Here is a 24,040-nt window from a genome sequence, read left to right as displayed (position 1 = left end):
TCTGCGGATCTTACTTTTGTGGGCGTAAGGCCGGGAACAGAATGACGTCACGGATGGTATGGCTGTTGGTGAACAGCATCACCAGACGGTCGATACCGATACCCTGACCGGCAGTCGGCGGCAGGCCGTGTTCCAGCGCGGTGACGAAGTCGGCGTCGTAGAACATGGCTTCGTCGTCGCCTGCTTCTTTCTGATCAACCTGATCCTGGAAGCGCTTGGCCTGGTCTTCTGCATCGTTCAGCTCGGAGAAGCCGTTAGCCAGCTCGCGGCCACCGATGAAGAATTCGAAGCGATCAGTCACGTCCGGGTTCACGTCGTTGCGGCGAGCCAGCGGAGAAACGGCTGCCGGGTACTCTGTGATGAAGGTCGGTTGCAGCAGCATGTGTTCAACGGTCTCTTCAAAGATCGCGGTGATCACGTGGCCCAGCTCCCAGCCTTTCATCAGTTCGATGTGCAGACGCTTGGCAACGGCCTTGGCGCTCTCCAGGGTAGCCAGATCGTTCAGGGTCACATCCGCGTTGAACTTCAGGATGGACTCGACCATGGTGAGGCGCTGGAACGGCTGACCGAAATCGATGGTCAGACCCTCTTCGCCCTCTTTGGCGTAACGGATCTGGGTATCGCCCAGAATGTCCTGCGCCAGGGTGCGCAGCAGATCTTCGGTCAGGTCCATCAGATCGATGTAGTCGGCGTATGCCATGTAGAACTCGATCATGGTGAACTCGGGGTTGTGACGCACCGAGATACCTTCGTTACGGAAGTTACGGTTGATCTCGTACACGCGCTCGAAACCACCGACCACCAGACGCTTCAGGTAAAGCTCCGGGGCGATACGCAGGTACATGTCGATGTCCAGCGCATTGTGGTGAGTGACGAACGGACGGGCTGAGGCACCACCCGGGATGACTTGCATCATCGGGGTTTCCACTTCCATGAACTGCTTGTCGTTGAAGAACTTGCGGATCCCGGCAACCACTTTGGTGCGGATCACGAAGGTCTTGCGGGACTCTTCGTTGGCAATCAGATCCAGGTAACGCTGACGGCAGCGTGCTTCCTGGTCGGTCAGGCCTTTGTGCTTCTCGGGCAGCGGACGCAGCGCTTTGGTCAGCAGGCGGATATCGGAAACGTGAACGGAGAGCTCACCGGTCTGGGTCTTGAACAGGGTACCTTCGACACCGACGATGTCACCCAGATCCCACTTCTTGAACTGCTCGTTGTAGAAACCTTCCGGCAGGTCGTCACGGGTGACGTAGACCTGGATCTTGCCGGCCATGTCCTGCAGGGTGGCGAAAGAAGCCTTGCCCATGATCCGGCGGGTCATGATGCGACCGGCAATCTTCACCCGTTTACCCAGGCTCGTCAGCTCCTCGGCGTTTTTATCGTCAAACTCGGCATGGAGTTCGCCAGAGAGGCTGTCACGACGAAAATCATTGGGGAAAGGATTACCCTGGGCGCGCAGGGCGGCCAGTTTGGAACGACGCTCGGTCATCTCGTTGTTGAATTCGAGTGCTTGGTCGACTACCGGAGTAGTGGTTTGTTCAGACATGGTGATTCCTGCTTGTTTACAGACCTGATTTCAGGCTGGCTTCGATAAACTTGTCCAAGTCACCGTCGAGTACCGCTTGGGTATTACGGGTTTCGACGCCGGTGCGCAAATCCTTGATACGGGAGTCATCCAGCACATAGGAACGGATCTGGCTGCCCCAACCGATATCAGACTTGGTCTCTTCCAGGGCTTGTTTCTCGGCATTCTGCTTCTGAATTTCCAGCTCGTAGAGCTTGGCTTTCAGCTGCTTCATACACTGGTCTTTGTTTTTGTGCTGGGAACGGTCGTTCTGGCACTGCACGACGGTATTGGTCGGCACGTGGGTAATACGCACGGCGGACTCGGTACGGTTAACGTGCTGACCACCGGCACCGGAGGCGCGATAAACGTCAATGCGCAGGTCTGCCGGGTTGATCTCGATATCGATATCATCATCGATCTCGGGATAGACGAACACGGAGCAGAACGAGGTGTGACGACGGCCGCCAGAATCGAACGGAGACTTGCGAACCAGACGGTGAACACCGGTTTCAGTACGCAGCCAGCCGAACGCATATTCGCCGGTGAATTTGATGGTGGCGGACTTGATGCCGGCCACGTCGCCGTCTGACAGTTCAATCAGCTCAGGCTTGTAACCGTGGGCATCGCCCCAGCGCAGGAACATGCGCAGTACCATGTTGGCCCAATCCTGAGCTTCGGTACCACCGGATCCGGACTGGATATCGATATAGCAATCAGAGCCGTCGTGCTGGCCGGAGAACATGCGGCGGAACTCGAGATCTACCAGCTTGGTTTCCAGCTGTTCGGCTTCGGCGATGGCTTCGTTGAAGGTATCTTCATCTTCCCCTTCGACGGCCAGGCTCACCAGCATCTCGACGTCATCCACGCCCTGGGTCAGGGTGTCGATGGTGCTGACCACGTTTTCCAGGGTGACGCGCTCTTTGCCCAGTGCCTGTGCACGTTCGGGCTCATTCCAGACGTCCGGCTGTTCCAGCTCGGCGTTGACCTCTTCTAGACGCTCTTTCTTGGCATCATAGTCAAAGGTACCCCCTAAGAAGCTCGGTCCGTTCAGACAGCTCCTTAAGTTTATTTAATACGGGATTAACTTCGAACATCGTGAAAACTCTCAGGGTCGATGTGACTTAAAAACAGGATATTCTAGCCAATTGTGGAAGGAATAAACAGGGTTGCCTGAGCTTGTGCGGTTTGTGCCGTTAATTTCTGGTGCATTTTGCTGCAGCTCGACAGAAAATATCGCCCGCCGACCCATTTTCAGGTTCAGTTGTTACCTGCCGGGTCGCTAATGACTACGTAGTGTTGTGCACCTTTAGGGATAAACCCGCTCCTCATCTATATAAGAAGAAATTATGATGAACAATCTCTCACTCAAGCAGAAGATACTGTTGTCAGTGGTGATCGCCCTGTCGTTGGTGATTTCGTTGCTCTCCTGGCAGAGCTATAGCAGCCAGAAGAGTCTGTTGCTGCAAGGCAGCCAGGAGCAGCTGCAGCGGCTGGGCACCCAGCAGGCCGCCAGTGTCAGTGACTGGCTCTCTGCCCGTCGTGACGTCATTCAGGCGCTCGGCAACAAGACCAGTGACGAGCCCCTCAATGCCCTGCAACAGGCGCAGGTTTCTGGCCGCTTCCAGCTCACCTACTTCGGTGAGGGCAGTGGCAAAATGAATGACTCCGACCCCTCTATCAACCGTGACGGTTATGATCCCCGCTCCCGTGGCTGGTATCAGGAAGCGATGGGCAAGGGCGGCCTGATCGTCACCAAACCCTATCTCGATGTGGCCTACAACATCATGGTGGTGACTCTTGCCCAGCCCGCTCAGGGCGGCGTGGTCGGTGGTGACCTCTCCATTGCGTCTCTGGTGGATGACGTGACCAAGATGAAGCTGCCTGCTGATGGTTTTGCCATCATGATGCACAAGGATGGCACCGTCATTGCCTATAAAGATGCGGCCAAGGCGATGAAACCGGCGACCGAGATCGACAACGATTTGACCAATGCGCTGATCGAGCAGAGTAAGTCGAGCAAGGATCTGGTACCGGCTTACTTCGACAGCGAAGGCCGCGACAAGCTGCTGTGGGCGGTCGATATTCCGGACACTGACTGGGAGCTGTTGCTGGTACTGGACAAGGCAGTGCTCGAAGCGCCGCTCTCTTCCCTGCTGATGACCCAGCTGGGGATGGCATTGCTGGCACTGGTGGGCAGCATTCTTGCCATCTCCTGGCTGGTCAGTCTGCTGCTCGGCCCGCTGAGCAAGGTTTCCCTGGCTCTCGCTCGCATCGCCGACGGTAACGGCGATCTGACCCAGCGCATCAAGACGGAAGCCAACGATGAAGTGGGCCAGCTGGCCAACAGTTTCAACCGTTTCGTCGGCAGTCAGCACCAGCTGATCGGCAATATCCGCAAGCTGGCCAACGAGCTGAACGCCGATGCCGAGCGCAGTCTAGTGACCAACCAGGCCGCGGTGGACGAGCTGCAACGTCAGCAGCAAGAGGTGACCATGGTCGCGACCGCGGTCACCGAGATGGCGAGCGCCACCATGGAGATCGCCGGCAACGCCGAGAACACCGCTGCTGCTGCCCAGCAATCTGCCCAGAGCAGTGAACAGGGCAAGATGCTGGTCAACAAGACCCGTCAGTCCATCAATGGTCTGGCTGAAGAGGTGGGACAGGCGACCGAAGTGATCGGTGAGCTGAGCCGCCACGCGCAGGCCATCACCAGCATCCTCTCTACCATTCAGGGGATTGCCGAGCAGACCAACCTGCTGGCGTTGAACGCGGCCATCGAAGCGGCTCGTGCCGGTGAGCAAGGTCGTGGTTTCGCGGTGGTCGCTGACGAGGTACGGGTGCTGTCGCGTCGTACCCAGGACTCCACTCAGCAGATCCAGTCCACCATCGAGACCCTGCAACAGACCACCGCCCGTGCGGTGAGCCTGATGCAGACCAGTCAGGGCTTGGCGGACAACAGCGTGCAGGATGCCGATCAGGCGGTGCGCGCGCTGGAAGAGATCACCAGTGCCATCTCCCTCATCTCCGACATGGCGGGCCAGATCGCCACGGCAGCCGAGGAGCAGACCCAGGTGACCGGCGAGATCACCCAGAACACCACCGCCATCAAGGATGTGAGTGACGAGATCACCGCGGCTGCCATGCGCGATCTGGATCAGGCCCACAGCCTTAAAGGCCGTGCCACCGACCTGAACCAGCAGGTGTCGACCTTTATCCTGTAAGGCACAAGTCGCCATCCTTTCCTGGCTGACATAAACAAGCCCCGCCCTCTTTCGAGTGCGGGGCTTTTTGTTGCCTTGGAGATAGATAATTATGGCCAACATATGGTTGATATTATTTGTTTTTCGGTCAGCTAAAAGCCATCACATTCAAGGTTTCTTCTGTGCTGTTTGGAGCTGAATGTCAACAATAGGTCAAATTGCAGCTTCAGTTTTGCTGTGAGTGGTCGCTGTTTATGCAAAGAACAACGTGGTGCTATGCACTTTGAATCATTCCTGATTTGGTCTGAAGAAAAACAGAATGAAAAATTTATCTCTCAAACAGAAGCTTCAGCTCTCTGTGGTTAGCGCACTTTTGTCGGTTATTTTCTTGCTTTCATGGCAGAGCTACAGCAGGCAAAAGGAGCTGCTGCTGCAAGGTAGTCTTGAGCAAGTACAACAATTGGGTACGCTGCATGCTGAGCACATTAGCCAATGGTTGGGCATGCATCGCGATGTGATCCATACCCTTGCCAGCAAGGTTAGTCACAAGTCTTTTGAGGTGTTGCACGTGTCGCAACACGCGGGGGGATTTCAGCTGACCTTTTTTGGTGAGGAAAATGGGAAGATGAATTATTCAGACTCATCTGTGGTCAATGAAAATTACGACCCCCGGACTCGTGAATGGTACCAGAAGGCAATGAACACAAGGGGGAGGGTCACAACCAACCCCTACATGGACTTGGCTTATAACATCATGGTGATTACCTTGGCCGAGCCTACTCAAGGTGGGGTCGTCGGAGGCGACTTGTCCATCGACTCTCTGGTGGATGGCGTCACCAGAATGAAGTTGCCAGCAAACGGGTTTGCCATCATGAAGCACAAAGATGGCACGGTGATCGCCTACAAAGATGTAGCCAAGGCGATGAAACCAATCCACGAGATCGACAACGATCTGACCAATGACCTGATTGAACAGAGTAAAACCCAAAATAGCTTAATTCCCGTTTACTTCGACAATGAAGGGCGCGACAAGCTTTTCTGGGCGGTTGACATTCCTGATACCGACTGGGAACTGGTTCTGGTGCTGGATAAGTCTACTCTGGAGGCGCCACTCTCCTCCTTGTTAATGACCCAGTTTGTGCTGGCTATCGTGGTGCTGGTGATCAGTGTTTTGGCGATTTCCTGGCTGGTTGGTTCTCTGCTAGGACCACTTGTCAGAGTGTCTCAGGCGTTAATGGTTGCAGCGGATAAGGGGGATCTCACTCAGCGCGTAAAGATTGAGGCCCGGGATGAAGTCGGGTTATTGGGGAATAGTTTCAACCACTTTTTTAGTGGCCTCCATCCGTTGATTAACAGCATTCGTGGATTGGCCAGCGAATTAAGCATTGAGGCTGAGCGCAGCTTGGTGACCAATCAGGCCACTGTGGAAAAGTTGATGCATCAGCAGCAGGAGGTGACCATGGTCGCGACCGCGGTCACCGAGATGGCGAGCGCCACCATGGAGATCGCCGGCAACGCCGAGAACACCGCCGCTGCCGCCCAGCAATCAGCCCAGAGCAGTGAACAGGGCAAGATGCTGGTCAACAAGACCCGTCAGTCCATCAATGGTCTGGCTGAAGAGGTGGGACAGGCGACCGAAGTGATCGGTGAGCTGAGCCGCCACGCGCAGGCCATCACCAGCATCCTCTCCACCATTCAGGGGATTGCCGAGCAGACCAACCTGCTGGCGTTGAACGCCGCCATCGAAGCGGCCCGTGCCGGTGAGCAGGGTCGTGGTTTCGCGGTGGTGGCCGACGAGGTGCGGGTGCTGTCGCGCCGTACCCAGGACTCCACCCAGCAGATCCAGTCCACCATCGAGACCCTGCAACAGACCACCGCCCGTGCGGTGAGCCTGATGCAGACCAGTCAGGGCTTGGCGGACAACAGCGTGCAGGATGCGGATCAGGCGGTGCGCGCGCTGGAAGAGATCACCAGCGCCATCTCCCTCATCTCCGACATGGCGGGCCAGATCGCCACGGCAGCCGAGGAGCAGACCCAGGTGACCGGCGAGATCACCCAGAACACCACCGCCATCAAGGATGTGAGTGACGAGATCACCGCGGCTGCCATGCGCGATCTGGATCAGGCCCACAGCCTTAAAGGCCGTGCCACCGACCTGAACCAGCAGGTGTCGACCTTTATCCTGTAAGGCACAAGTCGCAGTCCTCTCTTGGCTGACATAAACAAGCCCCGTCCTCTTTCGAGCGCGGGGCTTTTTGTTGGTCGGAAGAATGCTGGGCATCGGGGGGCAGTCTGGTTTGCGCGCCAGTCATCTTGGTGTCGAATAGGTGACTCGGCCCTGACAACCTCGGCTGGCGAGAAGAGTGCACAAGCAAAGAGCCCACCGAAAGGTGGGCTCTGATCATATATGTCTGACGGGAAGGGGATTACAGGAATGGCATCGCCATAAACAGCTTGATCACCATGGCGTTGATGATGTCGATGAAGAAGGCGCCCACCATGGGCACTACCAGGAACGCCAGATGGGATGGGCCAAAGCGCTGGGTGATGGCCTGCATATTGGCAATGGCTGTTGGCGTTGCGCCAAGACCAAAGCCGCAGTGGCCCGCTGCCAGCACGGCGGCATCGTAGTTGCTGCCCATCACCCGGAAGGTGACGAAGATAGCGTAGAGCGCCATCGCCACCGTCTGGGCGGCTAGCAAGATAAAGATGGGCAGGGCCAGACTGGCCAGATCCCACAGTTTCAGGCTCATCAGCGCCATGGCGAGGAACAGCGACAGGCTGACGTTGCCAAGCAGAGAGACCTCGCGGTCACTCACTTCATGCCAGTTGAACAGGGTCAGCAGGTTGCGCAGCAGCACGCCGACAAACAGCACACAGACGAAGATCGGCAGCTCCAGCATTCCGCCCTTGAGGGAGGCGGAGAGCAGTTCGCCGCCCTTGAGGCTGATGGCGATCAGCGCCAGGGTCTCGATCAGGCTGAAGGTGGTGAGGGGACGCTCCATATCGGGCATCTCAAAGCCCTTGGGGGCTTCATCCTTGTTGTGCTCTTCACCGGGCACCTGCACCTTTTTCACCAGGTGGCGGGCTACCGGGCCACCGATCAAACCGCCCAACACCAGACCGAAGGTGGCACAGGCGATGGCCAGTTCGGCGGCAGATTGCACCCCGTACTTTTCGGAGAAGGTGGCGCTCCAGGCCGCGCCGGTACCGTGACCGCCAGAGAGGGTGATAGACCCAGCCAGCAGTCCCATGTGGGGATCCAGGCCGAGCAGGGTCGCCAGACCCACACCCAGACTGTTCTGTACGATCAGCAGACCGGTGACCACCAGCAGGAAGGTCGCGACCGCTTTGCCGCCACGTTTCAGGCTGGCGAGATCGGCAGAGAGACCGATAGAGGCGAAAAATGCCAGCATCAGCGGGGTTTGCAGGCTGGTATCGAATTGCAGCTCCATCTGCAGGGTGGATCGCAGCAACAGCAGCACCAGCGCGACCACCAGGCCGCCGGCAACCGGTTTGGGGATGTTGAAGGTACGCAGCAGCCCGACCCGGGTGACCAGTACCCGGCCAAGCAGCAATACCAGAGTGGCAGCGACCAGCGTTGCGTAGGAATCAAGTTGTAACATTAAGTACTCCCATGTTGATTGGCTGTGCCTTTCGTTGATGAAGACTCACAGATTCAGCCGGGATAAATAGTGTGGCTCAAGCGCCAACAAAGAGGGGGAGAGTTCTCCCTGCCCCATGAAGATAGGGCCTGTGCGGGCCTGAAATACTCAGGCATCCAGATGAGATTTTAGTAAAATCCGGCGGATTGTAGCAAAAATCATCGTTTAATTCCATCTTTGTCGTATTAATGCTCGTTTTAGCGGTTTTTTGTGATATTTAACACTATGGGGGTAGAGGGCAGAAAAGCCGAAAAGGGTGCATGGAACGGCTGTCATTTGGGGCGTCAGTCTCTATAATCCGCCAGTTTCCGTGGCACGCAGAGGGTATGACGGGAGGTGACATGGTTGTTCACCCCGACATGACTCATGTGCCAGCGGTGTTCACTTCATCAAGAGGAGAGGGTGTGAAGAAGTCTATCTACATTGCCTACACAGGCGGCACCATTGGGATGCAGCGCTCCGATCACGGCTACGTGCCGATGGCGGGCTTTATGGAAGACTGTCTGGCGCGGATGCCCGAGTTCCACCGCCCCGAGATGCCGGATTACCATATCCACGAATATGCGCCCCTCATCGACTCCTCCGACATGACCCCGGCGGACTGGCAGCGCATCGCCGAAGACATCAAGCGCAACTACGACAAGTACGACGGCTTTGTGATCCTGCACGGCACCGACACCATGTCGTTTACTGCTTCGGCGCTCTCCTTCATGCTGGAAGATCTGCACAAGCCGGTCATCATCACCGGCTCCCAGATCCCGCTGGCCGAGCTGCGCTCCGACGGGCAGCAGAACCTGCTCAACGCCCTCTACATCGCGGCCAACTACCCGATCCACGAGGTGACGCTGTTCTTCAACAACCAGCTCTATCGCGGCAACCGCAGCAAAAAGGTGCACGCCGACGGCTTCCACGCCTTCGACTCCCCTAACTATCCGCCGCTGCTTAATGCCGGGATCGCTATCTCGCTGGAAGCGGGTGAGCTGGGCGTGCCGTCCGAGCGGCCGCTGGTGCTGCACGACATCACTCCCCAGCCTATCGGCGTGGTGACCCTCTATCCGGGCATCTCCAGCGAGGTGATCGCCAACATTCTGCAGCAGCCGGTGAAGGCACTGATCCTGCTGTCGTTCGGGGTGGGCAATGCACCGCAGAACCCGGCCATGCTGGCGCTGCTCTCCGAGGCCTCGGCCCGCGGCGTTATCATAGTCAACCTGAGCCAATGTTTGCACGGCAAGGTCAATATGGGCGGCTATGCCACCGGCAATGCCCTGTCGCGGGCTGGGGTTATCTCGGGCTTTGACATGACTGCCGAGGCGGCGCTCACCAAACTGCACTTCCTACTGAGTCAGGAGTTGCCCTCCCACCGCATTCGCGAGCTGATGCAGCAGTCCCTGCGCGGGGAGCTGACCCCCTGAGCGTTGTGGCCCTCACCCTAACCCTCTCCCATCGGGAGAGGGGATAGATCGAGGGGCTGTTGGCAGCGAGGCTTGCCATGGCGATCGCCGACAGGTGACCCGCTTACTGTCCGCAGGCTGCGAGCCAGCTCCCTTCTCCCCTGGCGGGAGAAGGGCTGGGGATGAGGGGGATGAGTCACCCTGCATAGATAGGAAAAAAGAGGAGAGCCATCATGGCTCCCCTCTTTGCTATTTATCGCACTATTTATCGAACTCTCGCTGTTTCATTAGTCGCTGTTCGATAGGCCGCCGCGAGACAGTAGCGGCGAGTGGTCTCAGTGATTGAGATTGACCCGCACTATCTCCTCTTCAACCGGCTGAGGTTCATCACGAAACAGCCGTTTTAGCTCGCTCTTGCTCTTCATCACGATCTCGCCGTCGCGACCGATATTCATGTGTTCTGGCTGGTCGAGGTGTATCGCCTGCCAGGCCATCACCGCTTGCAGAGAAGTTGCCTTCTGCTCGTCGGTGAGGGGCTTGCCATCGGGCCACTTGCCCAGCTCGACCGCGGTCTTGAGCCGCTCGTACACCTCTTGTGGCATCTGCCTGATCGCTTGTTGAAACTCACTCTGTTGCAATGACATCCGGCCTCTCCTTTATCATTGTTCCTTGAACCCGGGGTCTAGCTGGCTGAGCATCAGCCATCTGTGCCATCAGCGGTCCTCAAACTCGTGGTCATACCCTATCTGTCTTGGTGCTGAATCTTGTGGTGATGCAGGCGAACCGAGGGGGCCCGAAACGGGTATCCCGTCAGTCGAAACAAACCGGCTCTGGGTTGTAGACGGCATGGTGGCGGCCTGCCCCGGGGTTCTTGCCATGTCGGCAAGTGGTGATGGCGGGCTACCCGGAGACCGTTTATGTAATCTTGTCGCCGTAAACACAAATTCGTCGAATGCAGATCAGTGTCGGGGTGTATATTTCGTTATATTATTCTGCAATAGCGACGTGATATAGCGCGCTAATTGTAATGAATCTGTAATCAGCTTGCTAGCTTTCGACGGTCTCACAAGACACTGACTCTACCTACAAGATGTGACCCATGGCCCATTTCTCTCTGCGACAGACGCTCATCATGATCTCAGTCGGTCTTGCCGTGACGGGCTGTAATGACGACCGCATCCACAATATTTGTGGTAACAATCCCGAGCTTTGTCAGGATCTGGTGGACGATGGTTGGTGCCGCTATGAGCGTACCGATGTCATTCGTAGCCGCTTCTACCTGAAAGAGGAGGGCACGGATCGGCGCAAGTATGAGTTGATGCGTGGCCTTGAGCGCTATCTCAAGTGTGCCGAACGCTCCACCAATATCGAGTACAAGGCGGCGAAGGAGCAAAAGAGCCCCCGGGTGGAGGGGATGCTGGCCGCAGGGGATCAGCTGGCCCAGCTTGATGTGGCGACTCGCAATTCGCAAGATCCCTATCTGCTGCTCTGGCACTGGACCAATAACACCAACGAGCTGGCTCGCCAGCAGTTTATGGCGCTGGAAGGCAGCAAGGCGTTGGATGAACCCGAGCTGCAACTGGCGCTCGGTGGTATCTACGCCAAGAGCGACCCCGAACAGGCCATTGCCACCCTGCAGCGCGGCCTCTCCCTCTATCATGAGGGGGACAAGGTCAACAGCCGCTTGCTCACCTCCCTCAGTACCCTCTATATGGGGCAAAAGCAGTATGGGCTGGCCTATCTGTGGGGCAAGGTGAGCGAGTCGTTTCAGGATGCGCCCGAGGTGTCAGCCAAGCGCTTTGCTATTTATCACTCACTGAGCAAAACGGAGCAGGATGGCTACGACGTGCGGGCTGCCGAGATCGTCGAGCAGCTCAAGCGTGGCAGCTATCGACCCTGAGGCAATGATGACCACTCTCTCTTCGGCCAGTTGCTGGCCTGACCCTTTCTCTCTCTCTTTTATGCATGGTGAGGTGCTCACTGAGGGTCGCACCCTGGAGCGCCTGACTGTGCGTGCCGTGGTGCGACGTGATGACGAATTGCTGCTGGTCCACTCCCGGGTTAATGGCGATCTGATGTTCCCGGGTGGTGGTATCGAGGAGGGCGAAAGCCATGCCGCCGCGCTGGCCCGCGAGCTGCTGGAAGAGTGTGGCGCCGAACTGTTGGAAGTGGGGGCCCTGCTCGGCGAGACCCGTGAGTATCGTGCTGCTCGCGAGCCGGGCTTTGATGCTTATTGTATCCGCTCGCTCTACTACTTGTGCCGGATTGGCGAGCAGCTGGTGGCCCCGCAGCCACAGCCCTACGAGATCCGCCTCGGCTTTGTGCCTGGCTGGTTTGTGCTCGACGAAGCGTTGCAGACCAACAAGACCCAGCTGGCGGGCCCCTGTCCCCAATGGACGGCTCGTGAGACCCGGGTGCTGGCCCAGCTGCAACGCTGGCATCAGCAGGGGTTTTTCGACAGCGGCAGCTGAGTGCATCAAGCTGCAACAGTCAGAGACACCAACAAAAAGAGCGCCAATAGGCGCTCTTTTTGTTGCTGGCATTCGTCGTTGAGGTTATTTGACCTCTTCCCCTTTCGCCTGCAGGTCGGCGTGATAGGAGGAGCGCACGAAGGGGCCGCAGGCAGCGTGGCTAAAGCCCAGCGCCATGGCGACATCTTTCAGCTCGTCAAACTCTGCAGGCGGCACGTAGCGCTTGACCGGCAGGTGGTGGCGGCTCGGCTGCAGATACTGGCCCAGGGTCAGCATGTTGACGCCGTGCTCGCGCAGATCGGTAAGCACCTGAACGATCTCTTCGTTGGTTTCGCCCAGACCCATCATGACACCGGATTTGGTGGGGACATGGGGGTGCATCTCTTTGATGCGACGCAGCAGTTCCAGCGACCACTTGTAGTCGGCACCCGGGCGGGCAACCCGATACATGCGCGGGGCGGTTTCCAGGTTGTGGTTGAACACGTCCGGTGGCGTTTCACGGAACACCTCCAGCGCCTGCTCCATCCGGCCACGGAAGTCCGGGGTGAGGATCTCGATGCGGGTCTGCGGGCTGTGCTCGCGGATCTGCTTGATGCAGTCGGCAAAGTGCTGGGCACCGCCGTCGCGCAGGTCGTCGCGGTCTACCGAGGTGATCACCACATATTTCAGCCCCATCTCCTTGATGGTGAGCGCCAGCTTCTGCGGTTCGTCCGGATCAAGGGCCAGCGGGCGACCGTGGGCCACGTCGCAGAAGGGGCAACGACGGGTGCAGATGGCGCCCATGATCATGAAGGTGGCCGTGCCATGGTTGAAGCACTCCGCCAGATTCGGGCAGGAGGCCTCTTCACATACCGAGTGCAGCTTGTTTTTGCGCAGGGTGCTCTTGATGTGCTCGATCTTCTGGCTGGAGGGGGGCAGCTTGATCCGCATCCAGTCCGGCTTGCGCAGAATTTCTTCGCTTGGATCCGGCATGAATTTCACCGGGATCAGGGCCATCTTGTCGCCATCGCGCAGCTTGACGCCCGGCTCCATACGAACGGGTTTGCTCATGATTCACTCTCGGTGTTTGTTATTGTTTGATTGATAGCTGTCGGGTCACTTGCATATCCCCATCGCTGTGCGGCATAGCCGGGCAGCAGCGGGTTTGCTTATGATGCCTCTTCGGTATTGGTTATTGCGTCATAGCCAATCAGCTTGGCCAGTTCGGCTACCAGAATGGCTTGCGCCTCGGCCACGCTTTGCGGGCCGCCCAGGGCGCTGGTCTGGGTCATGGCCATGCCCGCATAGCCGCACGGGTTGATATGCAGGAAGGGGGTCATGTCCATGTTGATGTTGAGAGCCAGCCCGTGGAACGAGCAGCCCTTGCGGATCCGCAGTCCCAGCGAGGCCAGTTTGGCCTCCATGCCGAGATCATTTTTCACATAGACCCCGGGGGCGTCTGCCTTGGCATATGCATTGATATTGCTCTTGGCAAGGGTGCTGATAATGGCGGTTTCCAGTGCGGTCACCAGCTCGCGGACCGAGAATTTACAGCGACGCACATCCACCAGTACGTAGAGCACCAGCTGGCCCGGGCCATGATAGGTAATTTGACCGCCGCGATCGCTCTGCACCACCGGAATGTTGCCCGGATTGAGCAGGTGTTCGGCCTTGCCAGCCTGGCCCTGGGTGTAAACGGGATCGTGCTCGACCACCCAGAACTCGTCCGGGGTATCGCTGGTGCGGTGGTCGGTGAAGACTTTCATGGCGTCCCATACCGGTTGGTAGGGGCTGCGGCCCAGATGTCTGACGATCAGTTGGGACTGGACGGGGATCCGGGATGGCATGGCTTCCTCAGCACAAAAACAGTCGCCCCGCAGAACGGGGCGAGAGAGAAGTTACAGTACGTATTTGACCAGCTCGATATCGCCGAGCGCTTTGTACATGGCTTCGATATGTTCTTTGTTCTGGGCCGTTACCGTCACGCGTACCGAGTGGTAAGTACCTTTGGCACTGGGCTGAACGGTCGGGCTGTAGGTGCCGGGAGCGTGCTGTTGCAGCACTTCTACCACTCTATGGGGCAGCGCAGGGTCGGCAATGCCGAGCACCTTGAACGGGAATTTGCAGGGAAACTCCAGCAGTTCATCAAATTTGGTATTCATTTACTCACCTTTTTCGTCATCAACGGGATGACTTCATCTTGGATAGCTAGTGGCCTATGACTCGCAAAAGCCGCCATTTCAAGTCTATATGGGCACTGCCCGGACCGGGATCAAGGCCAGCATCAGTCAGACCAGAATGGAAGTGCTGCTTTTTACCACAAATCAGGGGAGGGCGGAACCGGCAGTTTGCAGGGTTATTCACAGTGCAGATATGACCAAGGCAGCAGCGGCGCCTGTTGGCGCCGCTGCTAGGTGACAATATTGCGCCGTGATTACTTGAACCAGCTGGTGACCAGCAGTACCAGGTAATCCCACAGACGGCTCACCAGACCACCTTCCTGCACCTCTTCCAGGGCAACCAGCGGAACCTGTTTGATCTCCTTGTCGCCCTGCTTCAGGAATACAGTACCGACGCGCTGCCCCTTGGCCAGCGGCGCTTTCAGCTCGCTATCGAGTTGGAAGTCCGCTTTCAGGTTGTTGCCCTGACCACGGGTCACCAGTACGGAAACATCCTGATCAACCCCCAGTTTCACCTCAGACTTGTCGCCCATCCAGATCTTCTGGGTGACCAGCTCGGTACCGGCTTTGTACGGGGTCAGGCTCTGGAAGAAGCGGAAACCGTAGGTGAGCAGTTTCTTGCTCTCGGCCGCACGGGACCCTTCACTGCTGGCTCCGAATACCACGGCGATCAGGCGCATGCCTTCGTTATTGGTGGCAGAGGAGACCAGGTTGTAGCCGACCTGGCTGACGTGGCCAGTCTTGATGCCATCCACTTGCAGGGATTGATCCCACAGCAGGCGGTTGCGGTTGTGCTGGGTGATGCCGTTGAACACGAAGGATTTCTGGGAGTAGACCTTGTACTCCTCCGGCAGGTCGCGGATCAGCGCCTGACCCAGACGGGCCATATCGTGAGCGGTACTGTAGTGACCTTCCGCATCCAGACCGTGCGGGTTCATGAAGTGGCTGTCGTTCATGCCGAGCTTGGCGGCCCAGCTGTTCATCAGGCTGGCGAAGGAGTCGGTGCTGCCCGCCAGGAATTCTGCCATGGCGACGCAGGCGTCGTTGCCGGACTGGATGATGATGCCTTTGTTGAGATCATCGACGGAGACCTGCTTGCCCACCTCGATAAACATCTTGGAGGAGTCGGAGTAGTTCTTGGACCAGGCGTTCTGGCTGATGGTCACCATGTCGGTGCGCTTGATGTTCCCCTTCAGCAGCTCCTGGCCGATGATGTAGGAGGTCATCATCTTGGTCAGACTGGCGGGCGGCAGACGCTCTTCGGCGTTCTGCTCGGCCAGCACCTGACCCGAGTAGTAGTCGATCAGAATATGGGCCTTGGCGGAGATCTCCGGCGCGGCGGGAACCACCATGGGCATGGCATTCGGAGTCGGTGTCGGCACCGGCGTATTGGCCTGGGCGGTAACGCTGACCAGCGAGGCCAGAAGAACTGAACGGGCAAATTTGGACATCTTGAAATTCCTGCGAGCCAGATGGGGATAAAATGCGGGCCTAACTATACCAGATGCGTCCGCTGGTCATAGCCTGACATGGCGATCATCACTGGTTTTTTATCCATCAGCCCGGCCATCACGCCATAAAGCGACGTGATGGCCGGGGCTGGGACATGGGCTACGCCCGCCTGCAGAGAGGGGTTAGGGAACGATAAAGGCCTGTTCCAGTCCGCCTTGACGTACTTTTTCCAGCACGCTTGCCTGCTGGTCAGCGGCGACCGGGCCAATCAGCACCCGGAAAATGGCGCCATGGGCATCGACCCGATAGGGCACGCCGTAGCGCTGGGTCATCACCTTGCCCATCGCCTCGGCCCGTTCCTGTGAGCCGCTGGCCAGCACCTGGATCATCTTGCCATCGCCGCTGCTGGCAGGCGCTGCGGCCTTGGCTGACGCTGGTTTGATAGGCGCCGCTTTGGCTGGCTTGGCGGCTGGCGCCTTGACGGGGGCGGGGTCGGCGGCGGGAGTTGCCATCGCCAGCGCAGTCGGTTCACCCAGGAAGCCATCTTGCGACAGGGTGTTGGGCGCCGCAGCGGCCGGAGTGGTCGGGGTCATCTCGATGGGCTTCATCGGCTCCATGATCACCATCTGATCCGGGGTGTCGTTGATCAGCTCCAGCCGTACCCGCGCTTCCCCGCTATCGACCATCTCCAGCAGCTTGGCTGCCGCGTAGGAGAGATCGATCAGGCGAGGGCTGTTGAACGGGCCGCGATCGTTGACCCGCACGATCGTCTCCAGCCCGTTGTCCAGATTGGTGACCCGCACATAGCTCGGGATGGGCAGGTTGCGGTGGGCAGCGCTGAACAGCGTGCTGTCCAGCACATCGCCGTTGGCGGTCTTCTGGCCATCCAGATCCGGCGACAGCCAGCTGGCGGTGCCCTCTTCGCTGTAGTGCTTGATATCGCGCCACACCTCGTTTTTCTGCTTGCCGATCCAGTAGTCCCGGTTGCCGCTGGCACTCAGGGGCTCGGGGCGCGGAATGGCGCCGGTGGCTTGCGGGATCTCGATGACGGGCGGCTTGCTGACCGGTGCTTGCGGTTCGACGGGGGCGGTCTGTTCCGGCTGGCTGCTACAGGCGGCCAGCAACAAGCTCAGGCTGAGCGGGAGGAGTTTGTGACGAAGATGCATACGCTTCCTGAATGGCTTGGCTAAGTTGATACACCGCCATCGCATAGAGTGGGCTGCGATTGTAGCGGGTGATCACATAAAAGTTATGCCGTGCGACCCAGTATTCCGGTCCATCGGCTTGGGCAAACGCCAGTAACTTGACCGGCGTCTGTGGGGCCAGCGGCGTGGCGAGCTCAATCCCTGCCGCCGCCAGTTCTGACCACTGTTGTGTTAGCTCGGGCTCAGGCCTGAGCAAGGGTTCGACTGCCATCAGCCCGATCTGGGCCGGTTCCACCACGGATTCGCCCCAGCGCCACTGGTGGCTGGCAAAATAGTTGGCCACGCTGCCGATGGCATCGACCGGGTTGGCAAACAGATCCCGCTTGCCATTGCCATCGAAATCAACGGCGTAGTGGCGGTAGCTGGAGGGCATGAACTGGCCCATCCCCATGGCTCCGGCATAGGAGCCCTTGAGGCGATCCAGCGCCCACCCTTCCTCTTTTGCCAGCAACACCAGCTGGGCAAACTCCTTGGCAAAGAAGTCGCTGCGCTCGGGGTAGTGAAACCCCAGGGTGTAGAGGCTATCGAGCACCGGATGACGGCCCATCTGGCGACCATAGAAGGTCTCTACCCCGATGATGGCCACTATGATTGACGCCGGTACCTGATAGGTTTGCTCGGCCCGCGTCAGGGTGGCAGCATGCTGCTGCCAGAACAGCAGCCCATCCCGGATGCGATCCGGGGTGACGAACAGCGGCCGGTAGCGATGCCAGGGTTTGGCTTCCCATGGCTTGCTGATGGTGTCGAGCACCTCCTGGCGCAGCTGGGCGCGGGCGACTGCGGCCTGCAACTCCGCCAGCGGCACCTGTTGCTGCTCGGCGAGCAGCGCCAGCCGATCCGGCGCCACGGCGGCAGTTGCCACCGTTGTGGCGAGAGAGAGCAGCAATCCAACCCATCTCATCAGGCGAGCAGTCTTCTATGAGTCTGAATGGACATCAGGATGCCGAAACCGGCCATCAGGGTCACCATGGAGGTGCCACCATAGCTCACCAGCGGCAGGGGTACCCCCACCACCGGCAAGATGCCACTCACCATCCCCATGTTGACGAACACATAGACGAAGAAGGTGAGGGTGATGGCGCCCCCCAGCAGCCGCTCGAAGCTGCTTTGGGCCTGCATCGAGATATAGAGGCAGCGGCTGATGACGTAGAGATAAAGCACCAGCAACAGGGCGACCCCCACCAGACCAAACTCCTCGCTAAATACCGCGAAGATAAAGTCGGTATGGCGTTCGGGCAGGAACTCCAGCTGGGACTGGGTCCCTTGCAGCCACCCCTTGCCGAACACGCCGCCGGAGCCGATGGCGATTTTGGATTGAATGATGTGATAGCCACGGCCAAGCGGGTCTTTCTCCGGGTCGATCAGCATCATCACCCGCTGGCGCTGGTAGTCGTGCATCAGGAAGAACCAGAGTACCGGCATAAAGGCCACTATCAGCATGACCGCCAGCCCGATCAGCCACCAGCTGAGTCCCGCCAGGAAGATGACGAAGAAGCCGGAGGCGGCCACCAGAATGGACGTACCGAGATCGGGCTGGGCGGCGATCAGCAGGGTGGGCAGCAGCACCATCACCAGGGCGATCACCACATGGCTGAACTTGGGGGGCAGCGAGTGGCGGCTGAGCCAGGCGGCCACCATGATCGGCATGGAGAGCTTCATTACCTCGGAGGGCTGGAACTTCATAAAGCCCAGATCGAGCCAGCGCTGGGCCCCCTTGCCGATATGACCGAACACATCCACCGCAATCAGCATCAGCACTACCACCGCGAACAGCGGCACCGACCAGCGGGCATACAGAGACGGTGGCAGCTGGGCCATGCCGATCATCAGGGCAAAGGCGATGCCGCCCCGTACCAGCTGGCGCACGATGGAGTCGAGATCCTGACCGGAGGCGGAGTAGAGCACCACCATGGAGAGTGTCATCACGGCCAGCAGACCGAGAAACAGCGGCAGATCGATATGCATCTTGTACCAGATGCTTTGCTGCCGAGCGGAATTACTCATGGGAAATAACCTTGTGCTGAATTGACGGCACCCCTTGGTGGCGCAAAATCGGGTCAGCCTGCTGCGGCCGATGGACATCTGATTGATGTCCACAGCCTTGCTGGCGGGCGGCGTTACTCACTGGGGCTGACCTCGCTCGGCTGGGACGGCGTGGTCGGCGTCGGTGCCGGTGGCAGTTGCGGATCCGGGGGCAGCAGATAGGCATCCAGCATGGCGCGCGCCACCGGCGCTGCATTTTTACTGCCGCCGCCTGCGTTTTCGAGTACCAGTGCTATCACCGCTTTAGGCGCATCAAAGGGAGCAAAGGCGACGAACAGGGCGTTGTCTCGGTGCTCTACCTTCATGTTCTTGGCGTTGTAGACCTGATTCTCTTTCATGTTGACCACCTGCGCGGTGCCCGACTTGCCCCCGGAGGCATAGGGGGTGTTGGCAAAGGCGTGGCGGCCACTCCCTTCCTTGCCCTGGTTCACCCGCCACATCCCCTCTTTGGCAACCTGCCAATAGCTGTCGCTTTTGGTTTTGAGGGCGATATTCGGGTTGATGGGGGCATTCACTACCTCCGCCAGCGAGGCGGTGCTCTTGAGCAGGTGCGGGGTCACATCATGGCCGTTCTGGGTCAGGATGCTGATCGCCTTGGCCAGCTGGATCGGCGTTGCGCTCCAGTAGCCCTGACCGATACCGATGGAGATGGTGTCACCCTGATACCAGGGCTGGCGCCAGCGGGCCATTTTCCAGTCACGGGACGGCATCACCCCTTTGGTCTCTTCATAGAGGTCGACCCCACTGTACTGACCAAAACCGAACTTGGTCATGTAGCTGTGGATCTTGTCGATGCCGACCCGATAGGCGAGATCGTAGAAATAGGTATCCGCCGAGACCTCGATGGCGCGATAGACATCGAGCCAGCCATGACCCCAGCGGCGCCAGTCACGGAACTTCTTGGTGGTGCCCGGAATGGAGAAGCTCGGGCCACCGAAGTAACGATAGTTGGGGGTGATGGCCCCCTCGTTGAGCCCCATGATGGACATCATGGGTTTGACGGTGGAAGCGGGTGCATAGATGCCCTGCGTGGTGCGGTTCACCAAGGGACGTGCCGGATCGTTGAGCAGTCCCGAGTAGTTGGCACTGGAGATACCGGTGACAAACAGGTTGGGGTCGTAGCTCGGGCTCGACTCCATGGCGATGATAGCGCCGGTTTGCGGGTTCATCATCACGATGGCACCACGCTGGCCCGCCAGTATTTGCTGGGCTTTCAGCTGCATCCGGATGTCGATGTTGAGGTAGATATCCTTGCCGGGAGTGGGCGGCTGGAACTTGAGGGTGCGGACGACTCGGCCGCGGTTGTTCACCTCGACCTCCTGATAGCCTGCAACTCCGTGTAGTTGCTCCTCGTAAAATTTCTCGACACCCTGTTTGCCGATATCCTTGGTGGCCGCGTAGTTGGCGAGTTTTTCTTCCTTGTCGAGGCGCTCCACATCGCGGGTGTTGATCTTGGCCACATAGCCCAGCGCGTGGGTGAGGGTGTCACCAAAGGGATAGTAGCGCTTGAGGTTGGCCTCGATGCTGGCGCCCGGATAGTTGTGTTGGTTGACCGAAAAGAGGGCCACCTGATACTCGGTCAGTTTCTCGAACAAGGGGACTGGCTTGAAGCGGCGCTGACGCTTCACTTCGGCCAGAAATTTCTCTTTGGTCCCCTCCGGCAGCCCCAGCAGGGTGATCAGCTGGTCGGCGGTGAGCTCGAGATCTTTGGTCTCTTCCGGCACGATTTCCAGACTGTAGACCGGACGGTTTTCTGCCAACAGCACGCCGTTGGCGTCATAGATGAGCCCGCGAGGGGGGGCCACCGGTACCACCCGGATACGGTTGGAGTTGGAACGGGTCTGGTAGGTGTCAAAAGATTCAACCTGCAGATAATAGAGATTACCCAGCAGCACCAGCATCAGCACGACGATGCCGATGTAGGCTACCAGGGTGCGCCGGAAGAACAGATTGCCCTCGGCACTGTGATCGCGCATCTCGATGCGATTCTTCAACATGCCGTTACCTTCTGGTTGACGAGGTCATGAGCAGTGAGACTCTGGCGATTCATGCTCACTCTCTGTGATACGGGTATTGGAGGGTGATGCTTGGATAGTGCATGGCCCACTCTTTGTGATACGGGTATTGGAGGGTGATGCTTGGATAGTGCATGGCTCACTCTCTGTGATACGGATGATTGGTGGTGATACTCCATGCCCGATAGAGGCTCTCGGCCACCAGCACCCGCACCAGCGGATGGGGCAGGGTGAGTGGCGACAGCGACCAGCTCTGCTCGGCGGCAGCCTTGCAGTCGGGGGATAAGCCCTCCGGCCCGCCGACCAGCAGGGCCACATCGCGGCCATCCAGCTTCCAGGCTTCCAGCTGGGCAGCCAGCTGCTCGGTGGTCCAGGGTTTACCCGGAATATCCAGCGTGACGATGCGCGAGCGCCCCGCGGCTGCCAGCATGGCTTCCCCTTCCTTCTGCAGGATGCGGGGAATGTCGGCATTTTTGCCCCGTTTGCCGGCGCCGATCTCGACGAGTTCAAATGGCATGTCTTTCGGGAAGCGGCGGCGATACTCTTGGAAGCCATGCTCTACCCAGGCAGGCATCTTGGTGCCCACCGCAATCAACTGGATCTTCATCGTCGTTACACTTGTGCTCTTTATTGCATGTTCACGTGAGCGGCACCGCTCCACAATTTTTCCAGCTGGTAGAAGTCACGAGGTTCATCCTGCATCACATGCACGATCACCGACCCCATATCTACCAATGCCCATTCGCCGCTCACTTGGCCCTCTACGCTCAGCAGATCCAGACCTGCATGGCGGGCCTCGCTGGCCAGATGGTGGGCAATGGCGCTGACGTGACGACTGGAGTTGCCGGAACAGACGATCATGGCATCAGTAATGGTGGATGTGCCGCGTACATCGAGGGTGATGATGTCGCGGCCTTTCATGTCATCGATTTTGTCGATGATAAAGGCATGCAGTTCTTGGCCTTGCAATGAGTCTCTCCTCTATTCCGGCGCGCTATTACAGCGTCAGGGCGGCGGATTATATCATGGTCACTCCCGTTTCCCATCGGCTGGGGCGGGATTACGGCAGGGGCTAGCGGCGATTGGCGCGGTAGAGCCCCTGTTGATCAATATAGTGTGCAACCGACTCGGGCAAGAGGTAGCGGGTGTCTTGCCCCGCCTCCAGCAAGGCCCGCAGCCGGGTGGCTGACAGTTCGACGGGTTGGTTGTCCGCCAGCCAGATATGGCCAGCCAGCTGCCGGTGCAGCGCGCTGGCATCGCTGGTGTGATGGTTAGTCAACAATTGCGCCACTCCGGCCGGATAATCGAGCTGCCAGCCAGGGCGCGTACTCACTACCAGATGGCCATAGTCGAGCAGCTCCTGCCAGCGGTGCCAGCTTGGCAGGCTCAGCAGTGAATCCATCCCCATCAGAAAGCAGAGCGGGGTATCGGGCAGTTCATGACGCAGCTCGATCAGGGTATCTATGGTGTAAGAGGGTTTATCCCGCTTTAGCTCCCGCTCATCCACCACAAAATGGCGGTTCTCCGCCGCCGCCAGCCTGACCATGGCGAGCCGTTGCTCGCTGGAACAGAACGGATTGGCTCGGTGAGGCGGGATATGGTTCGGGATCAGCCGGATTTCGGCCAGCTCAAGGGTGTCGCGGGCTTCGATGGCCGGGCGCAGATGGCCGATATGGATGGGGTCGAAGGTGCCGCCCAGAATACCGATAGGAGCCTTCAGCAGGCTGACAGGAGCCTTCAGCACGGGCTGCTCTCCATCCCCAGTGGCAGCGGGGTGCTATCACGAAAACCGAGGGCAATGGTCTGCAGCATCAGCCAGGCCTGTTCGGTATTGAAGCTGCGCTGGGCATCGTCCAGCTGGGCCATCAGTTGCCACAACTGCTGCAACTTGGCAAACGGAAGTCGGGTCAGCGCCTGCTGGATCAGCTGCTGGCGGCTCTGCCAGATACGCAGACGGCTGAAATGCTCCCCCAGCGGCTGGCCACTGCGCATCGCCAGTGACAGCTCGGTCAGCTGCTCCAGCTCGCGGCAGAGGGTCCAGGCCAGCATCCCCGGCTCGGTGCCTTCGGCTCGCAGGGCGGCCAGAATGCGCTGGGCCCGGTTCACCTTGCCTTCCAGCAGGGTATCGACCAGCTGGAACGGGGTGAAGTGGGCGTGGCGGATAATGGTCTCTTGCAGATAGGTGACGCTGATGGGCTGGGGCGGCGAGAGCAGGGTCAGCTTCTCGATCTCCTGACTGGCAGCCAGCAGGTTGCCCTCATAGGCGTGGCACATGAAGTTGATGGCATCCGGCAGCGCCTTGAGGCCAAAACGCTGGAAGCGAGCACTCATCCAGCGCGGGAAGAACTTGGGCTCCGGATGGTTGACCGGCACATAGGTGCCGATCTGGTAGAGCTTGTCGAACCAGGCTGCCTTCATCTGGGTCTGGTTGAGGCGACCGCCACTCAGCACCAGCAGCAGATCAGGGTGGAGCTGCTTGCCGATTTCACTGATGCGGGTGGCCAGATCCTTGTCCACCTTGGCGGGCAGCTCCAGCTCGATGATCTGGCGGGCAGAGAAGAGGCTCATGGCCTGACAGGCATCGTAGACCTGATTCCAGTCCAGCCCCTGTTCCACCACGAAGGTATGGCGTTCATCGAAACCCTGTTTGCGGGCGATCTGACGGATGGCGTCGATGGCCTCCAGTCGCAACAGGGGCTCGTCGCCAAAAACGAGATAGCAGGGCCTGAGCCCTGCTTTGAGGTGGTCACCAAATTGCTCGGGATAAATTCGCATCAGAAGCTTGCCTGACTGAAATGAAGGCGCACAAGAGTAGCTGCCTGCGTTGGCTGCTTGAACTGCGACTCGTCACCAAATTGCTCTGGGTAGATCC

The 24,040-nt window shown here is 58.7% G+C and carries 21 protein-coding genes; 5 read left to right on the top strand and 16 right to left on the bottom strand.

The genetic code is table 11. The features are described from left to right. Nucleotides 1-10: 10 nt before the first annotated feature. A complete protein-coding gene (gene lysS, locus BN4575_RS10055; RefSeq protein ID WP_223290151.1) occupies nt 11-1,489 on the bottom strand; it encodes a lysine--tRNA ligase in 1,479 nt (492 codons plus the stop codon). Between the two features lie 73 nt (nt 1,490-1,562). Beyond that, nucleotides 1,563-2,661 (bottom strand): peptide chain release factor 2 gene (gene prfB / locus BN4575_RS10050; protein WP_098970334.1). Its coding sequence is split into 2 segments (ribosomal slippage): nt 1,563-2,585 and nt 2,587-2,661, totalling 1,098 coding nucleotides; the frame shifts between segments, so codons are not numbered across the junction. Nucleotides 2,662-2,916: 255 nt separating this feature from the next. Between prfB and BN4575_RS10045 the strand changes: the two genes are divergently transcribed. Further along, the gene (locus BN4575_RS10045; RefSeq protein WP_068978077.1) at nt 2,917-4,788 is read left to right on the top strand and encodes a methyl-accepting chemotaxis protein; all 1,872 of its coding nucleotides are present in this window, start codon (nt 2,917-2,919) and stop codon (nt 4,786-4,788) included. Nucleotides 4,789-5,086: 298 nt separating this feature from the next. Further along, on the top strand, nt 5,087-6,955 hold the full coding sequence (locus tag BN4575_RS10040) for a methyl-accepting chemotaxis protein (protein WP_068978076.1): 1,869 nt from the start codon (nt 5,087-5,089) through the stop codon (nt 6,953-6,955). A gap of 238 nt (nt 6,956-7,193) precedes the next feature. On the opposite strand, the gene gltS is transcribed toward BN4575_RS10040, so the two are convergent. Then, on the bottom strand, nt 7,194-8,393 hold the full coding sequence (gene gltS, locus BN4575_RS10035; RefSeq protein ID WP_042022793.1) for a sodium/glutamate symporter: 1,200 nt from the start codon (nt 8,391-8,393) through the stop codon (nt 7,194-7,196). A 443-nt stretch (nt 8,394-8,836) separates the two neighbouring features. Between gltS and ansA the strand changes: the two genes are divergently transcribed. Beyond that, complete coding sequence (gene ansA / locus BN4575_RS10030) at nt 8,837-9,844, top strand: asparaginase (RefSeq protein WP_068978075.1); 1,008 nt, start codon at nt 8,837-8,839, stop codon at nt 9,842-9,844. A 314-nt stretch (nt 9,845-10,158) separates the two neighbouring features. Here the strand turns inward: ansA and BN4575_RS10025 are convergent, their stop codons facing one another. After that, the gene (locus BN4575_RS10025; protein ID WP_042022795.1) at nt 10,159-10,467 is read right to left on the bottom strand and encodes a YeaC family protein; all 309 of its coding nucleotides are present in this window, start codon (nt 10,465-10,467) and stop codon (nt 10,159-10,161) included. A gap of 455 nt (nt 10,468-10,922) precedes the next feature. Between BN4575_RS10025 and BN4575_RS10020 the strand changes: the two genes are divergently transcribed. Then, a complete protein-coding gene (locus tag BN4575_RS10020) occupies nt 10,923-11,723 on the top strand; it encodes a DUF2989 domain-containing protein (protein WP_068978074.1) in 801 nt (266 codons plus the stop codon). A gap of 4 nt (nt 11,724-11,727) precedes the next feature. Next, entirely contained in the window at nt 11,728-12,294 is a 567-nt protein-coding gene (locus BN4575_RS10015; RefSeq protein WP_068978073.1) for an NUDIX domain-containing protein, read from the top strand. Between the two features lie 84 nt (nt 12,295-12,378). Here the strand turns inward: BN4575_RS10015 and lipA are convergent, their stop codons facing one another. From lipA to holA, 12 genes are all read right to left on the bottom strand, one after another. Continuing rightward, a complete protein-coding gene (gene lipA / locus BN4575_RS10010) occupies nt 12,379-13,344 on the bottom strand; it encodes a lipoyl synthase (RefSeq protein ID WP_042022800.1) in 966 nt (321 codons plus the stop codon). Nucleotides 13,345-13,442: 98 nt separating this feature from the next. After that, nucleotides 13,443-14,120 carry a lipoyl(octanoyl) transferase LipB gene (gene lipB / locus BN4575_RS10005; protein WP_068978072.1) on the bottom strand — a complete coding sequence of 226 codons (678 nt, stop codon included), beginning with the start codon at nt 14,118-14,120 and terminating at the stop codon, nt 13,443-13,445. A 51-nt stretch (nt 14,121-14,171) separates the two neighbouring features. Beyond that, on the bottom strand, nt 14,172-14,435 hold the full coding sequence (gene ybeD / locus BN4575_RS10000; RefSeq protein ID WP_042022802.1) for a DUF493 family protein YbeD: 264 nt from the start codon (nt 14,433-14,435) through the stop codon (nt 14,172-14,174). Between the two features lie 272 nt (nt 14,436-14,707). Beyond that, on the bottom strand, nt 14,708-15,904 hold the full coding sequence (locus BN4575_RS09995) for a D-alanyl-D-alanine carboxypeptidase family protein (protein ID WP_042022803.1): 1,197 nt from the start codon (nt 15,902-15,904) through the stop codon (nt 14,708-14,710). 183 nt (nt 15,905-16,087) lie between these two features. After that, nucleotides 16,088-17,071 (bottom strand): septal ring lytic transglycosylase RlpA family protein, encoded by a 984-nt coding sequence (locus tag BN4575_RS09990; RefSeq protein ID WP_068978071.1) that lies wholly within the window; start codon nt 17,069-17,071, stop codon nt 16,088-16,090. After that, nucleotides 17,013-18,011 (bottom strand): lytic murein transglycosylase B, encoded by a 999-nt coding sequence (gene mltB, locus BN4575_RS09985; protein ID WP_068978070.1) that lies wholly within the window; start codon nt 18,009-18,011, stop codon nt 17,013-17,015. The genes BN4575_RS09990 and mltB overlap by 59 nt, the downstream gene beginning before the upstream one ends. Beyond that, nucleotides 18,011-19,114, bottom strand: coding sequence for a rod shape-determining protein RodA (gene rodA, locus BN4575_RS09980; RefSeq protein WP_068978069.1), 1,104 nt, complete (start codon nt 19,112-19,114; stop codon nt 18,011-18,013). The genes mltB and rodA overlap by 1 nt, the downstream gene beginning before the upstream one ends. Before the next feature lie 113 nt (nt 19,115-19,227). Further along, entirely contained in the window at nt 19,228-21,150 is a 1,923-nt protein-coding gene (gene mrdA / locus BN4575_RS09975) for a penicillin-binding protein 2 (protein WP_042022808.1), read from the bottom strand. 157 nt (nt 21,151-21,307) lie between these two features. Then, complete coding sequence (rlmH, locus tag BN4575_RS09970) at nt 21,308-21,775, bottom strand: 23S rRNA (pseudouridine(1915)-N(3))-methyltransferase RlmH (RefSeq protein WP_042022810.1); 468 nt, start codon at nt 21,773-21,775, stop codon at nt 21,308-21,310. A gap of 20 nt (nt 21,776-21,795) precedes the next feature. After that, the gene (gene rsfS, locus BN4575_RS09965) at nt 21,796-22,137 is read right to left on the bottom strand and encodes a ribosome silencing factor (RefSeq protein WP_042022811.1); all 342 of its coding nucleotides are present in this window, start codon (nt 22,135-22,137) and stop codon (nt 21,796-21,798) included. A 103-nt stretch (nt 22,138-22,240) separates the two neighbouring features. Then, nucleotides 22,241-22,891: a nicotinate-nucleotide adenylyltransferase gene (gene nadD / locus BN4575_RS09960; RefSeq protein ID WP_068978109.1), complete on the bottom strand. Its 651-nt coding sequence runs from the start codon at nt 22,889-22,891 to the stop codon at nt 22,241-22,243. 14 nt (nt 22,892-22,905) lie between these two features. After that, on the bottom strand, nt 22,906-23,943 hold the full coding sequence (holA, locus tag BN4575_RS09955) for a DNA polymerase III subunit delta (protein ID WP_068978068.1): 1,038 nt from the start codon (nt 23,941-23,943) through the stop codon (nt 22,906-22,908). Between the last annotated feature and the right edge of the window lie 97 nt (nt 23,944-24,040).

This window comes from Aeromonas sp. EERV15, assembly GCF_900079845.1.
Classification (GTDB): domain Bacteria; phylum Pseudomonadota; class Gammaproteobacteria; order Enterobacterales; family Aeromonadaceae; genus Aeromonas; species Aeromonas sobria.
This window is presented reverse-complemented; position numbering and strand designations above follow the sequence as displayed.